Source organism: Rhodococcus sp. BS-15 (assembly GCF_000813105.1).
GTDB lineage: Bacteria > Actinomycetota > Actinomycetes > Mycobacteriales > Mycobacteriaceae > Rhodococcoides.
Map to the genome: position 1 here is coordinate 23,094 of NZ_BAOX01000017.1, position 15,274 is coordinate 38,367.

General features: G+C 64.5%; 15 protein-coding genes and 3 pseudogenes. 6 read left to right on the forward strand and 12 right to left on the reverse strand.

Features of this window, described 5'->3' with window-relative positions:
- Positions 1 to 54: 54 nt before the first annotated feature.
- From fahA to RHBS_RS04160, 3 genes are read right to left on the reverse strand one after another with little or no spacing between them, the layout of a single operon-like run.
- Positions 55 to 1,221: a fumarylacetoacetase gene (gene fahA, locus RHBS_RS04150; protein WP_128644889.1), complete on the reverse strand. Its 1,167-nt coding sequence runs from the start codon at positions 1,219 to 1,221 to the stop codon at positions 55 to 57.
- A gap of 16 nt (positions 1,222 to 1,237) precedes the next feature.
- Positions 1,238 to 2,026, reverse strand: coding sequence for a hypothetical protein (locus tag RHBS_RS04155; RefSeq protein WP_187298357.1), 789 nt, complete (start codon positions 2,024 to 2,026; stop codon positions 1,238 to 1,240).
- On the reverse strand, positions 2,023 to 3,216 hold the full coding sequence (locus RHBS_RS04160) for a homogentisate 1,2-dioxygenase (protein WP_128644890.1): 1,194 nt from the start codon (positions 3,214 to 3,216) through the stop codon (positions 2,023 to 2,025). The genes RHBS_RS04155 and RHBS_RS04160 overlap by 4 nt, the downstream gene beginning before the upstream one ends.
- A 145-nt stretch (positions 3,217 to 3,361) precedes the next feature.
- Here RHBS_RS04160 and RHBS_RS04165 point away from each other — a divergent pair, with 145 nt between their 5' ends.
- On the forward strand, positions 3,362 to 3,571 hold the full coding sequence (locus RHBS_RS04165) for a hypothetical protein (protein WP_128644891.1): 210 nt from the start codon (positions 3,362 to 3,364) through the stop codon (positions 3,569 to 3,571).
- Here RHBS_RS04165 and RHBS_RS04170 read toward each other — a convergent pair.
- Positions 3,543 to 3,944, reverse strand: a complete 402-nt coding sequence (locus RHBS_RS04170; RefSeq protein ID WP_128644892.1) for a GAF domain-containing protein — start codon at positions 3,942 to 3,944, stop codon at positions 3,543 to 3,545. The two genes, RHBS_RS04165 and RHBS_RS04170, sit on opposite strands and share 29 nt — an antisense overlap.
- 83 nt (positions 3,945 to 4,027) lie before the next feature.
- Between RHBS_RS04170 and RHBS_RS04175 the strand changes: the two genes are divergently transcribed.
- The 4 genes and pseudogenes from RHBS_RS04175 (at position 4,028) to RHBS_RS04190 (ending at position 8,368) form a co-directional block, all read left to right on the forward strand.
- Positions 4,028 to 4,909, forward strand: a complete 882-nt coding sequence (locus tag RHBS_RS04175) for a dioxygenase (RefSeq protein WP_128644893.1) — start codon at positions 4,028 to 4,030, stop codon at positions 4,907 to 4,909.
- Positions 4,910 to 5,165: 256 nt separating this feature from the next.
- A pseudogene (locus RHBS_RS04180) lies at positions 5,166 to 6,532 on the forward strand (lipase family protein).
- 54 nt (positions 6,533 to 6,586) lie between these two features.
- Positions 6,587 to 7,228: a TetR/AcrR family transcriptional regulator gene (locus RHBS_RS04185; RefSeq protein ID WP_128644894.1), complete on the forward strand. Its 642-nt coding sequence runs from the start codon at positions 6,587 to 6,589 to the stop codon at positions 7,226 to 7,228.
- A gap of 31 nt (positions 7,229 to 7,259) precedes the next feature.
- Positions 7,260 to 8,368: pseudogene (locus tag RHBS_RS04190) on the forward strand (CaiB/BaiF CoA transferase family protein).
- A 93-nt stretch (positions 8,369 to 8,461) separates the two neighbouring features.
- Here RHBS_RS04190 and RHBS_RS04195 read toward each other — a convergent pair.
- The 3 genes from RHBS_RS04195 to RHBS_RS31730 are packed head-to-tail and all read right to left on the reverse strand — an operon-like array spanning position 8,462 to position 9,782.
- Positions 8,462 to 9,193, reverse strand: a complete 732-nt coding sequence (locus tag RHBS_RS04195; RefSeq protein WP_187298358.1) for an SIMPL domain-containing protein — start codon at positions 9,191 to 9,193, stop codon at positions 8,462 to 8,464.
- A 38-nt stretch (positions 9,194 to 9,231) separates the two neighbouring features.
- Positions 9,232 to 9,606: a YceI family protein gene (locus tag RHBS_RS04200; protein ID WP_306303507.1), complete on the reverse strand. Its 375-nt coding sequence runs from the start codon at positions 9,604 to 9,606 to the stop codon at positions 9,232 to 9,234.
- Positions 9,588 to 9,782 (reverse strand): hypothetical protein, encoded by a 195-nt coding sequence (locus RHBS_RS31730; RefSeq protein ID WP_306303508.1) that lies wholly within the window; start codon positions 9,780 to 9,782, stop codon positions 9,588 to 9,590. Before RHBS_RS31730 ends, RHBS_RS04200 begins: the two co-directional genes overlap by 19 nt.
- 65 nt (positions 9,783 to 9,847) lie before the next feature.
- On the opposite strand from RHBS_RS31730, the gene dhaL reads away from it, so the two are divergent.
- Positions 9,848 to 11,500: a dihydroxyacetone kinase subunit DhaL gene (gene dhaL, locus RHBS_RS04205; RefSeq protein WP_128644896.1), complete on the forward strand. Its 1,653-nt coding sequence runs from the start codon at positions 9,848 to 9,850 to the stop codon at positions 11,498 to 11,500.
- On the opposite strand, the gene RHBS_RS04210 is transcribed toward dhaL, so the two are convergent.
- From RHBS_RS04210 to RHBS_RS04230, 5 genes and pseudogenes are all read right to left on the reverse strand, one after another.
- Entirely contained in the window at positions 11,484 to 11,969 is a 486-nt protein-coding gene (locus RHBS_RS04210; protein ID WP_128644897.1) for a GAF domain-containing protein, read from the reverse strand. The genes dhaL and RHBS_RS04210 overlap by 17 nt on opposite strands.
- Positions 11,930 to 12,613: a DUF998 domain-containing protein gene (locus RHBS_RS04215; RefSeq protein ID WP_128644905.1), complete on the reverse strand. Its 684-nt coding sequence runs from the start codon at positions 12,611 to 12,613 to the stop codon at positions 11,930 to 11,932. The genes RHBS_RS04210 and RHBS_RS04215 overlap by 40 nt, the downstream gene beginning before the upstream one ends.
- A 30-nt stretch (positions 12,614 to 12,643) precedes the next feature.
- A complete protein-coding gene (locus tag RHBS_RS04220; RefSeq protein ID WP_128644898.1) occupies positions 12,644 to 13,687 on the reverse strand; it encodes a hypothetical protein in 1,044 nt (347 codons plus the stop codon).
- Positions 13,688 to 13,749: 62 nt separating this feature from the next.
- The gene (locus tag RHBS_RS04225) at positions 13,750 to 14,166 is read right to left on the reverse strand and encodes a very short patch repair endonuclease (protein ID WP_128644899.1); all 417 of its coding nucleotides are present in this window, start codon (positions 14,164 to 14,166) and stop codon (positions 13,750 to 13,752) included.
- A gap of 13 nt (positions 14,167 to 14,179) precedes the next feature.
- Positions 14,180 to 15,273: pseudogene (locus RHBS_RS04230) on the reverse strand (DNA cytosine methyltransferase); the annotation flags it as partial.
- Position 15,274: the final 1 nt, after the last annotated feature.

Sequence of the window (15,274 nt, forward strand, 5' to 3'; positions counted from 1 at the left end):
CCACCGCTGGGACCTACCGCTACTTCAGAATCTGTGGTACGAACTCGACTCTCGTCAGGCCGGCGCGATAAGGCCACGGACGTCACCGAAGCCGATGCGCGACCCGTTCGCCCCTGGAGCACTCGCAGCGATGATGACGTCATCGCCGTCCTCGAGGAAGGTTCGGGTCTCCGCGCCGAGTTGCACGGGTTCTGCTCCGCACCAGGTCAATTCGATGAACGCGCCGCGCTGGTTCTTCTCCGGCCCGGAAATGGTGCCCGAGGCGAACAGATCACCGGTTCGGCTCGTTGCGCCGTTGACGGTCTCGTGGGCCAGCATCTGAGCTGGGGACCAGTACATCGCACTGTACGGCGGGTGGGAGACGACGTGACCGTTCCACGAGACCGTCAGGTCGATATCGAGAGCCCACGAACGAGATTCGCGGAGGTATTCGAGCGGCTCGGGGTCCTGAACCGGCGTCGAGACCCTCGCGTGTTCGAGCGCGAGCAGGGGTACCACCCACGGTGAGATGGACGTAGCGAAACTCTTGCCGAGGTTCGGGCCCAGCGGGACGTACTCCCAGGCCTGGATGTCGCGAGCCGACCAGTCGTTGACGATGACGGCACCGAACACGTGCTCGGAGAACTCATTCGGTGATATCGGACCGTCGGACGGAACGCCGACGACGAAGCCCATCTCCGCTTCGATATCCAGTCGCCGACTCGGACCGAAGGTGGGCACCGCCTCGTCGGGTGCCTTGCGTTGACCGCACGGTCGCCTGACGTCGGTACCGGAGACGACGACTGTGCCGGCCCGACCGTGATACGCAACGGGCAGATGCTTCCAATTCGGTAGCAGCGGTTCGGCATCGGGACGAAAGAGTCGGCCGAGGTTGGCTGCGTGGTGCTCGGAGGCGTAGAAGTCCACGTAATCGGCCACCTCGAACGGCAGGTGCATCGTGACATCGGAAACGGAGACGATCGCCTCCGCGGGGGTCCTGCCACTGATGAGCATGTCGGTGACGGACTCGCGGACCTCCACCCACCGACTGCGGCCGCGCGCCATGAAGGCATTGAGGCTGGTCGAGGCGAAATCTGAATCGTTGGAAGCGACAGAAAGATCGATCACATTGTCGCCGTAGCGAACTCCCACACGTGCGTCCGTGCCAGGAGTGCTGAAAATGCCGTACGGCAGGTTGTCGATTCCGAACTCGGAATCGGCGGGGATGTCGATGTGCGTCATGGACGGCGCTCCTTCGTCACTGGGGTGGGATGAGACCCAGGCGGACGAGATCGTCCAGAGGTTCGCGGATGCTGGATGTGCCGAACGACGCGAATGCGCGTTCACCTTCGACACCGGCCACAATGCCGGCCAGGACCTCTTCGTCCCGGATCGACAGTATCTTTTCGAGCTCGCCGACCCTAGCGCCGCTGTGCGCGGCTTCGGCGGCAAGTATCACGTTGAGAAAGCCGTGTTGCTCGAATCCGTTGTCGGGATCGGTATTACGGGCCGCTTGGTGCAAGCCCCCAGTGGCTTTGAAGTGGATCTCGCGCCGTGCCGCCTCGAAGATGGACGCAGCGAGTTCCCGTTCGTCTGGATACTGGTCGGCCGTGACGCCGCCGGTCCTGAATTCGGCGCGATACCCGAACTCGTCGACTGCGTCGAAGATGTCGTCTCGTCGGGTATCTCGCGGGATCTCGACGTAGATGTCGATGTCCTGAGTGATGGTGCGCAAGGCATCGATGTTCGTGCCGTTGGGGACGGCGACTTCGATGGATACAACCGTCACGCCTGCGGTGCGGTCGGCGGCGCGTAGGCCTGCCTCCACGCTGCCGGGGCCTGCAGGTGCGGTCAACGCCACGTCCATCCGAGCACCCAGGTCCAGCTCGGTTACCCGATCCATGGGAACGACCAGCGGTCCCACCAGGTCTGCGAAGGCACCGGCCCGGTAGTCGAGGTGTTGGCGCACAGCAACATCGAGCGGCGCGTTGCCGGGAGGGAAAACGGCGGAGTCGTCGCAGAGTCGACGAAAGAACGGAGGGATCATCGGTTCGGTCCCCGGCCGGCCCAGGTCCACGCATAGCCGGTGTCCTCACATGCGAGCGCACCTTCGCCGAGTTCGAGGGGGCGGAAGGTATCGACCATGACGGCCAGTTCGTCGAAGAACTCGGCACCGATGCTGCGTTCGTACGCTCCCGGTTGCGGTCCGTGAGCGTGACCGCCCGGATGTACCGAGATCGAACCCTGCCCGATGCCAGAGCCTTTGCGTGCTTCGTAGTCGCCGCCGACGTAGAACATGATCTCGTCGGAGTCGACGTTGGAGTGGTAGTACGGCACCGGAATTGCCATAGGGTGGTAGTCGACCTTGCGCGGAACGAAATTGCAGATCACGAAGTTGGCCCCTTCGAAGGCCTGGTGCGCAGGCGGTGGTTGATGCACCCGACCGGTGATCGGCTCGTAGTCGGAGATGTTGAACGTGTACGGATACAGGCAGCCGTCCCACCCCACCACGTCGAACGGGTGCTGCGGGTAGACGTATCGGGTTCCGACGATGCCCGTCGAACCACGGTGTTTGACAAGCACTTCCACGTCGGTTCCGTCGGCGAGCAGGGGCTCGGACGGGCCGTGTAGATCGCGCTCGCAGTAGGGAGAGTTCTCGAGCAACTGGCCGAACTTCGACAGGAAGCGCTTCGGCGGCGCGATGTGACCGTTGGCTTCGATGGCGTACGCGCGCAGGGTGCCGTCGGGAATCCAACGGTGCGTTGTCGCGCGCGGAATGAGCACGTAGTCGCCCTGCTGCGCCTGGAGAGCGCCGAACACCGTTTCGACGGTGGCAGAACCGGATTCGATGTAGACCATCTCGTCACCGATCGAATTGCGATACAGCGGAGAGTCTTTCGAGGCGACCACATATGAGAGCCGAACATCGGCGTTGCCGAGGACGAGGCGTCGGCCGGTGACGACATCGGTGTCGGCGACGACGGAGTCCGGAAACAGGTCGTGCAATTTCAGGTGCCGGGGCTTGAGCGGGTGATTGGGAGTGGTCGATTGATCGGGGAGTTCCCAGACCGTGGCGTCGACGATGGCCGACGGTATGTGGCGGTGGTACAGCAGCGACGAGTCCGAGGAAAAACCCTCTTCGCCCATCAGCTCCTCGTAGTAGAGGTTGCCGTCTGGAGTTCGGTGCTGAGTGTGCCGCTTCGGCGGAATCGATCCGAGCTGCCGGTAGTAGGCCACGCATCCTCCCGTTCGCTGCTGTTCGACTCGTCGGGGCACGGGCGAGCATCAGGGGCAACTCTAGTCACGAGTCATCCGATCGATATCCGGATCGAAGTCCACACCACGCGGCGCGGTCCCATTCGGGGTGGGCCATGATGGACCCATGAGCTCGAAGAACCTGTTCGGTGGCCCGCGGACCCTGCTGATCGTGGCAGCGGTGGTCATCGTGATCGCACTCGTCGCTGCCGCCGCGACGCTGATCGTTCGCGCCGTGCTCGGACCACCCGAGGGCGAGAACAAGTTCGAGATTCAGGGCTACGCCGTCGTACAGGTCGATCCCCAGGTCAGCGACCTCGCGCTCGCCACACGCTAGCCGACTCCGCGGCGACCTGCGGGTCGTGTGTCCGCTGAAAGTTTCGCCCGCCACGCGCGAATGTACGCAGCGTCGCGGCGGGTACCTCGTGCTCGGGAACCGGCTCGCCGGTCCACTCGCAGTCACGTACGAAGATCATGCTCGACGCCACCGCGTCGGCACTGTGGTCCTCACGCAGTGGGCCGGAAATTCGGCCGAGAAAATAGTCGCCGCTTTCGGTCCGGGTCCAGATCCAGGATCCGTCCTGAACCTGCTCGAATCGTTCGACGCGTCGTATCGAACGTTCGTCGTCGGCCGACATTCCGCAGAGACCGAGGGTGAGGGCACGCTCGACGCCGTCCGGCATGGGAGCGCGATAGACGGCGTCCGGCATACAGCCGAGCGTAGCGATGCTGGCCAGAATGCCCAATCGGTGCTAACTTGAAGGTTCAACCTAAGTACTCAGAAGGACCCGCCATGACATCTGTGATCAACCCGCCGGTCGCGGGTGCAGCGTTCGACGCATTTCTCGCCGATACCGCACCGACCAGTCGGTCGCAGCAGATGTGGACCCCGAACGACGGTCCGATGCCCGCGCTGTACATCAGCCACGGCGCACCCCCGGTCTTCGACGACGCACTCTGGATGAACGAACTCTTCACCTGGTCGCAGTCGATGCCCAAGCCGAAGGCGATCCTCATCGTCAGCGCGCACTGGGAAGAGGCCCCGCTGAGCCTGTCCGCATCGGCGGCCGCAACTCCGCTGGTCTACGACTTCGGTGGATTCGCCCAGCGTTACTACTCAATGGAGTATCGGACGCCCGACGCCGAGATATTGGCCGCACGCGTGGCCGCAGCAATCCCGGCCTCGGAAAACCTGCATCGGCACACTTCTCGCGGCCTCGATCACGGTGCCTGGGTGCCGCTGAAGGTCATGTACCCCTACGCCGATGTTCCCGTTCTGCAGTTGAGCCTGCCCACGCATGCCCCCGATCGGCTGATGGCGATCGGCGCTGCGCTGAAGGAGCTTCGAGCCGAGGGAGTGCTGGTGATCGGTTCCGGATTCATGACGCACGGACTGCCGTTCCTCTCGCGGGAGAACTTCGTCACCAACACCGTGCCGACCTGGTCGGAGGACTTCGATCTCTGGGCCGCCGACGCATTGTCGCGCGGTGACGTCGCGACTCTGGCGGACTACCGCAGCGTCGCACCGGGAATGCCGTACGCCCACCCCACCGTCGAACATTTCACGCCACTGTTCGTCACCCTCGGTGCCGCCGAAAATCCCGAAGCTCCGGTGACCACTGCCATCACCGGCTTTCAATTCGGCTTGGCGAAGAGGTCCATCGCGGTCGCGTGACGTCGCAGGAAGGCGGGCGTGATCGGTTCCAGTTGGGATCAGTTCACTTCTGAATCTTCTTCGATTCGGGGATTGTTAACCACGCCACTTCGCTCTACAGTTCTGAACACCATCTCGGACATCGGTGTCCAAGATGGATGGATGCGCTGTACGAACCATCGCCGGGCGCGCCTCCTGTGGATCCCGTCCTCCGGCGCGAAGGAGTGCACCCGTGTCTTCTGCCCGATCTTGGACGCTGCGTACAGCAATCAGCGTGATGACCGCCGCAGCGGCTTTCGCCGCTATGACGACGCCCGCTGCTGCTGCACCTGATTCGCCCGAGGTGGAAATTCAGCCACCGCTGGCACCGTTCACCTGGCCCAAGATTCCTGAGTTCGACACCGGCTTCTACCTTCCGCCCGCCGACGTGGTGGCCGCGGCCGCGCCAGGCCAGATCATCGCTGCACGGCCCGTCGAGCTGGCCACCCTCAACGTGATTCCCACCCAGGTCGACGCGTGGCAGTTGTCGTTCCGATCCAACAACGGACGCGACGAGCCGATAGCTGCGGTGACCACGGTCATCAAGCCCCGCGGCGTGCCCGCGGCACCGCGGCCGCTGATCTCCATCCAGCTGGCCGAGGATTCTCTCGCTGCGTACTGCGCGCCCTCGTATGCGATGCGTGCTGGCGCGATTCCCTGGCCGGTGACCGGCGCGGTGACGTCGGGTGCTCAATTCCTCGAGGTGCAGGCAGCGTTGGCCCAAGGATGGGCGGTGTCGGTACCCGATCATCAAGGCCCGAACAACTCGTTCGCCGCAGGGCCGGTCGCCGGTCGGATCACACTCGACGGCATCCGAGCGGCCGAGAACTTCGCGCCGATGCAGTTGGCCGGTCAGGCCACCAAGGTGGGGATGAGCGGTTACTCCGGCGGCGCGATCGCCACCGGACATGCAGCCGAACTGGCCGGAAGTTATGCTCCCGAACTCGACATCGTCGGAGTCACCGAGGGCGGAACCCCGGCCGAACTCGGGGCATTGGTCGACAATGCGAACAACACCCTGGGCTCGGGCATCGTCGCCGCAGGAATCATCGGCGCCAGTCGAGAGGATCCCGAGTTGGCCGGCTTCATCGACGAACACATCGACCCGTTCGGTAGGGCGCTGTTCGCGGCCAAGGACAATCTCTGTGTCGGCTACTCGTCAGCGCTGCTGCCGTTCGTCAACCTCAAGGGTTTCCTGCACACCGAAGGCGACCCGATTCAACATCCTGTGGTGAAGAAGGCCCTGTCTGCGATGCAGCTCGGCGGCACCACTCCGAACATGCCGCTCTACGTCTACCATTCCAACCTGGATTGGCTGGTGCCGGTCGGACCGGTCAACGCGATGGTCGATTCGTATTGCAGCCGTCCGGGTGCCGATGTCACGTACACCCGCGACCATTTCAGTGAGCACATCACCCTGGAGTTGATCGCCTTTCCGAGCGCGGTGTTGTGGATGCGCGATCGCTTTGCCGGTATTCCGGTGGAACCGGGTTGCCGAACGAACGATGTCGGTTCGATGGCGCTCGACACGAGTGCACACCCACTCTTCGTCGATGCGGTAGCGAGATAATCGCCGGACTGTTCGGTAAGCCGATCGGGGGGTGATGGAACCGATCGTCGACGGAGCTGGGAACGGTCTGTCGCCTGTAGACTCCCTCGGTGACTGTCGCCGATGATCAGGGCCGCATCTACGCCGGACAATCCTCCTCTGCTCGGAAAGCCGATCGTCGTGCACGGTTCTTGCAGGCCGGAATCGAGGTCCTCGGGGTACGCGGCTACGCAGCCACCTCGGTGTCGGATATCTGCGCTGCTGCCGGTCTGGCACGCAGCCAGTTCTACAGTGAGTTCGCCAACCGCGAGGCGCTGCTCGTGGACGTCTACGACCTGATCCAAGACGATGCGCTGGCCGCTGTCGTGGCCGCCCTCGACGATCAGGTCGACCGAGATCGTCGCACCCTGGTCGTTGCCGCCATGACGGCCCTGGTGGGATCGATCGGAAACGATCCACGCCGAGCGCGAATCTCCTATCTGGAGATGTTGGGTGTCAGCGACGGCGTCGAACAGCACCGGGCGCGCCGTCGTGCACAATGGGTGGAGTTCTTCGAGAACACCCTTCGTTCGGAAGTCGGTCCCGATTTCGTTCCCCCGGGTGGATACCGTTCGGCTGCAACGGCATTCCTCGGGGCGCTCACCGAAATCGTCTCCGACTGGTCCCGTACCGCTCCTCCTCGCCCACCCATCGAACAGATCGTGGAGACGATGGTTGCCGTCCTGGGAGCGTTCGTTCCGGACCTGACCTGATCCGCAGCCTGTCGCGCAATACAGTGGACCGATGACGCATGCCACCGGTCCACTCGCAGGACTCGTCGTCGCGGATTTCTCTCGCGTACTCGCGGGCCCGTACGCGACGATGATGCTCGGCGACATGGGGGCCGAGGTCATCAAGATCGAAAGGCCAGGAACCGGCGACGACACCCGATCGTGGGGACCGCCACACGACTCCGCCGGAACGGCAACGTATTTCAACTCCGTCAACCGGAACAAGACGTCTCGATTCATCGACCTGCAATCCGAGAGCGGGGCAGCCGAGGTGCGCGAGATCATCTCGGGCGCAGATATTGTGATCGAGAACTTCCGAGCCGGTGCGATGGACCGCCTCGGCCTGGGGTATTCGATGCTCTCGCAGCGTAATCCCGGTCTGATCTACTGTTCGATCACCGGATTCGGCACCGGCGGCGGAGCGGCGCTGCGGGATACGACCTGGTGGTTCAAGCGGTCGGCGGGCTTATGAGCGTCACCGGGTCCGACGCCGAGACGCCCACCAAGGTGGGAGTGGCGATGGTCGACATCGTCACCGGACTGCACGCGCTCAGTGGAATCCTTGCGGCACTGCATCATCGATCGAACACCGGTGCGGGCCAGCAGGTACACACCTCACTGATGGCATCGGTGCTCTCGGCGTTGAGCAACCAGTCGGCGGCCTATCTCGGGGCCGGCGTCGTGCCCGTCCCGATGGGCAACAAGCACCCCTCGCTCGTACCGTACGAGGTGTTCGAGACCGCAGATCGACCGCTCGCACTGGCCGTGGGAAACGATCGGCAATTCGCTGCCCTGGTCGAGGTGCTCGGATTCCCTGCACTGGCCGAGGACGATCGCTTCTCCACCAACACAGCTCGCGTCGAACATCGAGATCACCTGGTCGACGCGTTGACCTCGGCATTGCGCGCTCGGACTGCCGACGAGTGGTACCGAGATCTGATGGCCCGCAACGTTCCCGCGGGACCGGTCAACTCGATCGAGGAGGCCTTCGCGTTCGCGGAGTCACTCGGGCTGGAGCCGCGGGTTCAGGTGCCGGAATCCGTTGCCGACGGAGTCAGAAACCCACTGGACTTCTCGGCGACACCGGTGAACTACCGCCTGCCACCCCCCGCGCTCGGGTAGTCGACCTGCAACTTTTGCTCCACTCCGGGGCGTGAGCTGGGGAATCCCCGGTCTGCAACACCGAAGTGGAGCATCCGTTGCACTCTCACTCCGCTAATTCAACGCCCACTTCACTGACACGCTCACGCTGACGGTCTGTTGTCCCGGCTCGATGGGCACTGCCGTGTCGAACGAAGTGGCGGACTCGCCGAACGACCTCGGCTGCTCCTGGCCGGTGATCGACTCCGTGATCGACAGAACGTCCCCGAGTTCTCCGCCTGCGAGTGACGCGTACTGCTCGGCGCGGTTGCGGGCGTCGGCGAATGCCCTGGACCGGGCATCGGCGATCAGCTCGGAATCGTCGTCGATCTTGAAGGAGACCCCGGAGATGCGGGTCGCGTTTCCGCCGGCCGACGTGGCGTCTCCCAGCACTGCGGACGCCCTCGACAGGTCGCGAACCGTCACCTGCAGGGTGTTGGTGGCCTGATAACCGGAAATCGCAGAGGTGCCGCCCGGCAGTGCGCCGGAGTACTGCGGATCGATCGACACCTGCTGAGTCTGGATGTCCTCGCGGGCGACACCGGCCGCGACAACCGCGTCCGTGACGTCACTCACGGCCGCATTCGCCTGTTCGATGGCGGCGGTGACGTCCTCGGCCGTGGCCTGAACGCCGATCTGGGTCGTCAGCATGTCTGGCGCACCTTGCACTTCTCCGACGCCGTTGACGTTCACCCCCGGAGGTCCATCGGCAGGCGAGGTCGCTGGACTGCTGCAGCCCGCGGTCAACGCTACGGCCAGCGTCAGGGCCGATAAGCAGGATCCGAACATCCATCGATTTCGACTCATCGCCGTAGTGTCCACCATGACAGTCGAATTGGAAAGACTCAGGGCTTGCGATACTCGGCGTCGAACGTCACGGTGACCTCGTCGACCACCTTCATGGCTCCGAACATCTGCGAATACGGGGTGATCTTGTAATCCGATTGACGCACAGCAGTTTCCGAAACGAGATGCCACCGATCTCCGAGGTCGGTGACGTTCACATCCACGGTGACCTCCCTCGAAACGCCGTGGATCTCCGCCATGCCGGTCAGTCGAAATCCGGTGTCGACGGCGGTGATGTCGGTCGATCGGAATGTGATCGACGGGTATCGGCCGGCGTCGAAGCTCTTGAGCGCGTTGGCTTTCGCTACTATCTTCTCCGGTCCGATCAAGGGCGTCAGTCCACCCTCGCCGTCGATCACATCGATCGATCCCACCTCGCGTCCAGGGTGACCGCGGTGGGTGCGTCCCCGGACCACTCGACGGTGGCGGTCCAGGAGGTCACCGCAATCGTGAGGCGATGCCCCATCTTGGATGCCTTTCCGGTGACATCCGTCCGGACAGCCAACTGTCCGCCGTGCGATGCGTCGAGCGTCCAGGTCTCGGTACTCATACCCCGACTGTATCGGTCCTGCAGAACCGATGAAGGGACGCGGCGCAGGTGGTTAGGGTGGAGCCATGTTCTCCAATTCCCCTCGAACATTCGTCGCCGACGCCCTCCGCGGTTTCGTCGCCGCCACCGACGACGTCACGTGGCATGCCGATCCCGGATTTCTGACCCGCCGCTACCGCATCTCCGACGGTCAGGTCGCCCTGCTGTCCGGTGGGGGATCGGGCCACGAGCCGCTGCACGCCGGCTTCATCGGACGCGGCATGCTCACCGGCGCGTGCCCGGGTCTGATCTTCACCTCACCCAACGCGCTCCAGGTGCACGAGGCATCGAAGGCCGTGGACTCCGGCGGCGGAGTGCTGCACATCGTGAAGAACTACACCGGCGACGTGATGAACTTCATGATCGCTCGAGAGCTGTTGCAGGAAGACGGTATTGCGGCCGACGTCGTTCTCGTCGACGACGACGTGGCCAGTGAGAGCGAGGACGGTCCAGGTCGACGCGGCACCGCAGCAACCATCGTCGTCGAAAAGGTGTGCGGCGCAGCAGCGGAACGCGGCGACAGCCTGCAGGCGGTGGTCGCGCTGGGGCGTCGAACCGCGGAGAACGCACGCAGCATGGCGGTCGCGCTGAACCCGCCTACGTTGCCGGGAGCGGACGAACCGTCCTTCGAATTGCCCAAGGAAGAGATCGAACTCGGCATCGGTATCCACGGAGAACGCGGCACCGACCGCGTATCCCAGCTGCCCGCTCAGGAAATCGTGGAGAAGCTGACCGAGCCCATCGTGGATTCGCTCGGATTGAAGTCGGGCGAAACGGTGATCGCGATCGTCAACGGGCTCGGGGCAACGCATCCGCTGGAACTGCATCTACTGTTCGGCGAACTCTCGGAATACCTCCACGGCAAAGGGATCGAGATTTCCCGCTCGCTGGTCGGGAGCTTCGTCACAGCGCTGAACATGGGCGGAGCCTCGATCACCCTGGTCCGCGCAGACGACGAGATGCTCGAACTCTGGGATGCACCCACCGACGCACCCGGCTGGCCCAACGCATCGAGCCGTGGCGCGAAACCGGTGGCCGAACGCGGCGCATTCGGACCGACCTTCACGCCGTCCGACACCGGCGACCGATCGGCGTTCGTCTCGGAGTGGATCGGGTCGTGGGCGCAGCGGGTACTCGACGAGGAACCGGCCCTGACCGAGCTGGACCGCAAGGCAGGCGACGGCGATTTCGGAACCAACATGGTGGCCGCCCTCGAACAGCTCGATCTGGACGCTGTGAAGGAAAGCTACTCGGCAGCAACGGTATTCGAGGGGGTGAGCGAGGCCTACCTCGGCCACGCAGGCGGTACGTCCGGAGCGCTGTTCGGCATCTGGTTCCGCCAGTTCTACCGGACGATGCTCGAAACCGAGCCGGATCTCGCGGCTATCGGACAGGCCGCCAGGGCAGGACTCGACAGCATCACCGAACTCGGTGGCGCCCGGGTGGGCGACAAGACGATGGTCGACGCTATCGCCCCGGCCGTCGACGCGCTCGAGAAGGACGGCGGCACCCTGCAGGACGCTGCCGACGCGGCGAAATCCGGAGCCGAATCGACGAAGGACATCACTGCCAACCGCGGCCGCGCCAGCTACGTCGGTGAGGCCGCACGCGGCGTCGTCGACCCCGGTGCGCTGGTCATGGCCTGGTTCTTCGAGGCAGCAGCTAGCTCAGCGAATTGAGAAAGACCTCCGCGATCGCTTCGAGGCCCGCCTGATCGTCGGCGTCGAAGCGGTCCGGTACAGGGCTGTCCAGATCGAATACACCGATCAGGGTCTCGCCCTGGTACAGCGGTACGACAACCTCGGAGCGAGTGTTGGCGTCACACGCGATGTGGCCCGGGAAAGCATGAACGTCGGCGACGCGTTGCGTCTCACGGGTGGTCGCCGCCGCGCCGCAGACACCCTTGCTCAGGGCGATGCGCACGCAGGCGGGCTGACCCTGAAACGGCCCGACCACCAGTTCGGTGCCGTCGAACAGGTAGAAGCCGACCCAATTGACCTCGGGCAGAGCGTGATACACCAGCGCAGACAGGTTGGCGGCGTTGGCGACGAAGTTCGATTCCTCGAACACCAGTCCGCGGGCCTGCTCGGTGAGCTGCTGGTACTGCTCTACCTTGGAACCGTTGAGTTCGGTCGAGGTGAAAGACATGTTCCGAGTCTAAGCGCACACCCCAGCACCACCAGATACGCCGACATGCCGCCCACTTGAATCCGTTGCGCGATGCCGAGGCCGTACTCACCGGGCAGATTGTCGGCGATCAGCAGCCACGCGGTGGCCAGCGTCGTGACGATCAGAACAGCCAGGCCGAGCGTGCGAAGCAGCGGGTAGAGCCGGTAGCGGAACGCGGCCACCGTGAACGCGATCATGACGGTGAAGATCGCGAACACCGCGACGGTACTGGTCAGAGCGTGTAAATGGTGAAGTTGGGGAAACAATCCGCTCGGATCGATCGGGCAACTCGGATCGTTGGCCGCTACACACTCGAGGGGGAGTTTCGCGTCGGCGATGGTCGCGATACCGAAGATGCCCGACGCCACCCAGCCGGTGACGACAAGCCGTCGACGCGGGGTTGCCAGGAAGCCGAGAATCGCCGCGAGGATCATCAGCGAACCCGTGACGACGTCTGCGGTGGAGAAGAATTCGCGGTACGGCTGATCGCGGGCGTCGAGTTCGCTGAGGAACGATGTGGTCGGGTCGAGACCGGTGTCGAGGAAGAATTCGGCCACCCAGGCGGAGTACAGCAGTCCGGCGAGGATCAAGCAGATCGCCGCTACGACGCGTCGGATATCCACGCCTTCAGTTCTCGAACGCACCGACCAAGGCTATCCAGTCAGGACATCGGCGGCTGCCACAGCCAGCGCTGTCGCGGACTCGCAATCGTCGGCCAGCACGGACAGTGTGGGAACCGTGCGGGCATAGCGCGCGGCAGAGTCGTCCGTCTCGGGCATGCCGAGCACGGGGTTGCCCAACACGATGTCCGCGAAGCACGACGAGTCCAGGGCGCGTGTGTCGACGGTGTAGTTGCCCTGCCGGACGGTCTCGCTGTCCGTCGAACGCAGATCGGCATCGACGTAGGTGAGCGTGACGTCGAGCATCATCAGGTTGTCTTCGAACGTCGACGAGGATGCCGTGAAGTGGCAACGGTACGGAGCGGCGGGAGGGTTCCACCGGCCCACCGTCCACGTTGCGGGCAAGTGTTCGAGGACGGCACACGGATCTTTCATGGCCAGCGGGAGGCTGTACTTGGAATCGGCCCGCAAAGGTGGGTCGTTCAGCAGGCCGAGTGCGGTTTCGGCGACGGTTGTCGCCGCAGGACACGCGTCCGCGTCGGCGCGGTAGACGTCGATCGTGGCAAAGCTACGACCGGATTCGGTGAGGAAGCCGTCCATGGCCCCCGGGGTGGCACCGTCGAACTCGTCGCGAAGCGGAAAGCTGATGCGGCACGACCCTCGCGAGGAGTCTTCGAGGAACACCTGTTCGCCACCGATCGTAGTCTGCTCGAAGCGAGGATCGTCCGGCGTCGGCTGATACCCGTTCAGATCGATGGAGACGGAGTCGGTGGCGCTCGATTTCGCGGGCTTCAGGCTGGCCGAGCACGTGCTCAATTCGCCGTCGGGCCGCAGCTGCACCACTGCGCCCAAGGGCGCGAGGTCGTCCTCGGTGAGAAAACCGCAGGGGTCGAGGCTGCGTACGAACGCCGCCGAGTCCGCGAGGTACCGGTCTGCGTCGGACATCTCGAACCCGTATCTGTTCTGTGGCGACGAACTGCTTGCGGGGAACGCATTGCCGAGCAAGACCACCGCGCATCCGCTCGTCGATACCGACATCGCCAGCGCCAGCGCCACGAGCAACCAACTTCTACGCACCGTTTCCCCCGAACTCGAATCAACCGATCATGGGGTTGGACGCGCGGGGACCGTCTGAGGTTTCATTCTGTCGTGAGTTCGTTCTCGACGCGGTCGGCCGCCACGGCGGGATCCTCGTGTTCCCAGATCCGCACCACACGCCAGCCCTCCGCGAGCAGCTTCTCGTCGGTGTCGCGATCACGGGCGACGTTGGCCGCCAATTTGTCGGCCCACCACTGGGCGTTGTTGCGGGGCTTGGTCGCGTGCACCGGGCAGCTGTGCCAGAAGCAGCCGTCGACGTAGACCGCGACCTTGCGCTTGGGAAAGACCAGATCTGCTCGACGCCTTATGTCCTTCAGCGGAGCGCGATCGACGAAATAGCGCAGACCTCGACGGTGCAGCGCCTGCCGCAGCGCCACCTCGGGTTTGGTGTCGCGGCGTTTCTGCTTGCTCAGTCGCGCACTGGTCTTGGCGTCGGTGGCGGGCCGGTCTGCGCTCACACCGGAACCCGCTCGGCGTACCCGCCATGCGCTCGAGATGGGCGTCGAGGTCGTCGAGAAAGCCGTCGACGAAACGGAGGTTGCCGGTTCGTGCCCGCTTGAGGAACCCGGCGGTGGCTCTCGCGGAGAGCAGCTTTGCGTCGTCCAGGAAATCGATCAGGTCTTCGTAAGGCTCGTGCACCGGCATGGTCGATACCGTCACCTTGAATGTCGTCCGATCGCGTCCCCACGCTGCAGTCGGCCAGGCCTGACCAGGGAGCAGAGCCAGATCATTGGAGGCGTCGTGCGGCTTCGGGTCGTCGAGGGCGCTCGCCGCCCATGACGCCATCCGCACACTGACGGCATTGCCGACGAGCTTCCAGCGATGTCCGCTGCGGACGCCGGGCTGCTGGACGGCGGGCAGCGTCCACTCCGGATCGAAGCCCTGCAGACGCTCGGCACCGATGATGCCGGGAGTGACGATCTCCCTGACGGCAACCGAACCGCCGGGGGACTGGCGATGCCCAGCGACGATCCGCCCTTGAGCGTCGGGACCGCATTGACCGCCCAGCCCAGGCCGCGAATGCCCTCGGTCCAGTAGAAGCCGCACGGCTGGGTGGTGGGATCGCCGTCGGGCAGCGGTCCTGCATCCTGCGAGAACAGCACCTCCCGCGGATCGTCGGTGCGCGAGGCCAGCATCACCACGCGCTGGCGACGCTGCGGCAAACCGAACGCCCGGGCGTCGACGACGCGGTAGGCCCACATGTACCCGAGGTCCTCGAGCGCATCGGTGATGTGTCGCATGGCGGCCCCGCGGCCGAGCTGCAGCATGAACGGCACGTTCTCCATCAGCAACCACCGCGGACCGCGTCGACGCGAGACCAGCCGAAACACCTCGTCCACCAAACCGGAACGGGCACCGGTGATGCCAGCGGTGCGTCCGGCCTGGGAGAGGTCCTGACACGGGAAGCCGGCCGCGACCAATTCGGTGTCGGCGGGCAGGCTCCGGAGAGTGGTGACGTCGGTGTGCAGGGGTGTCTCGGGCATCCGCGCTCGAAGGACGGACCCGGCTCCGGGATCGATCTCGCACAGCAACTGCGTCGTCCACCCTGCGTCGGCCAGCCCCAGC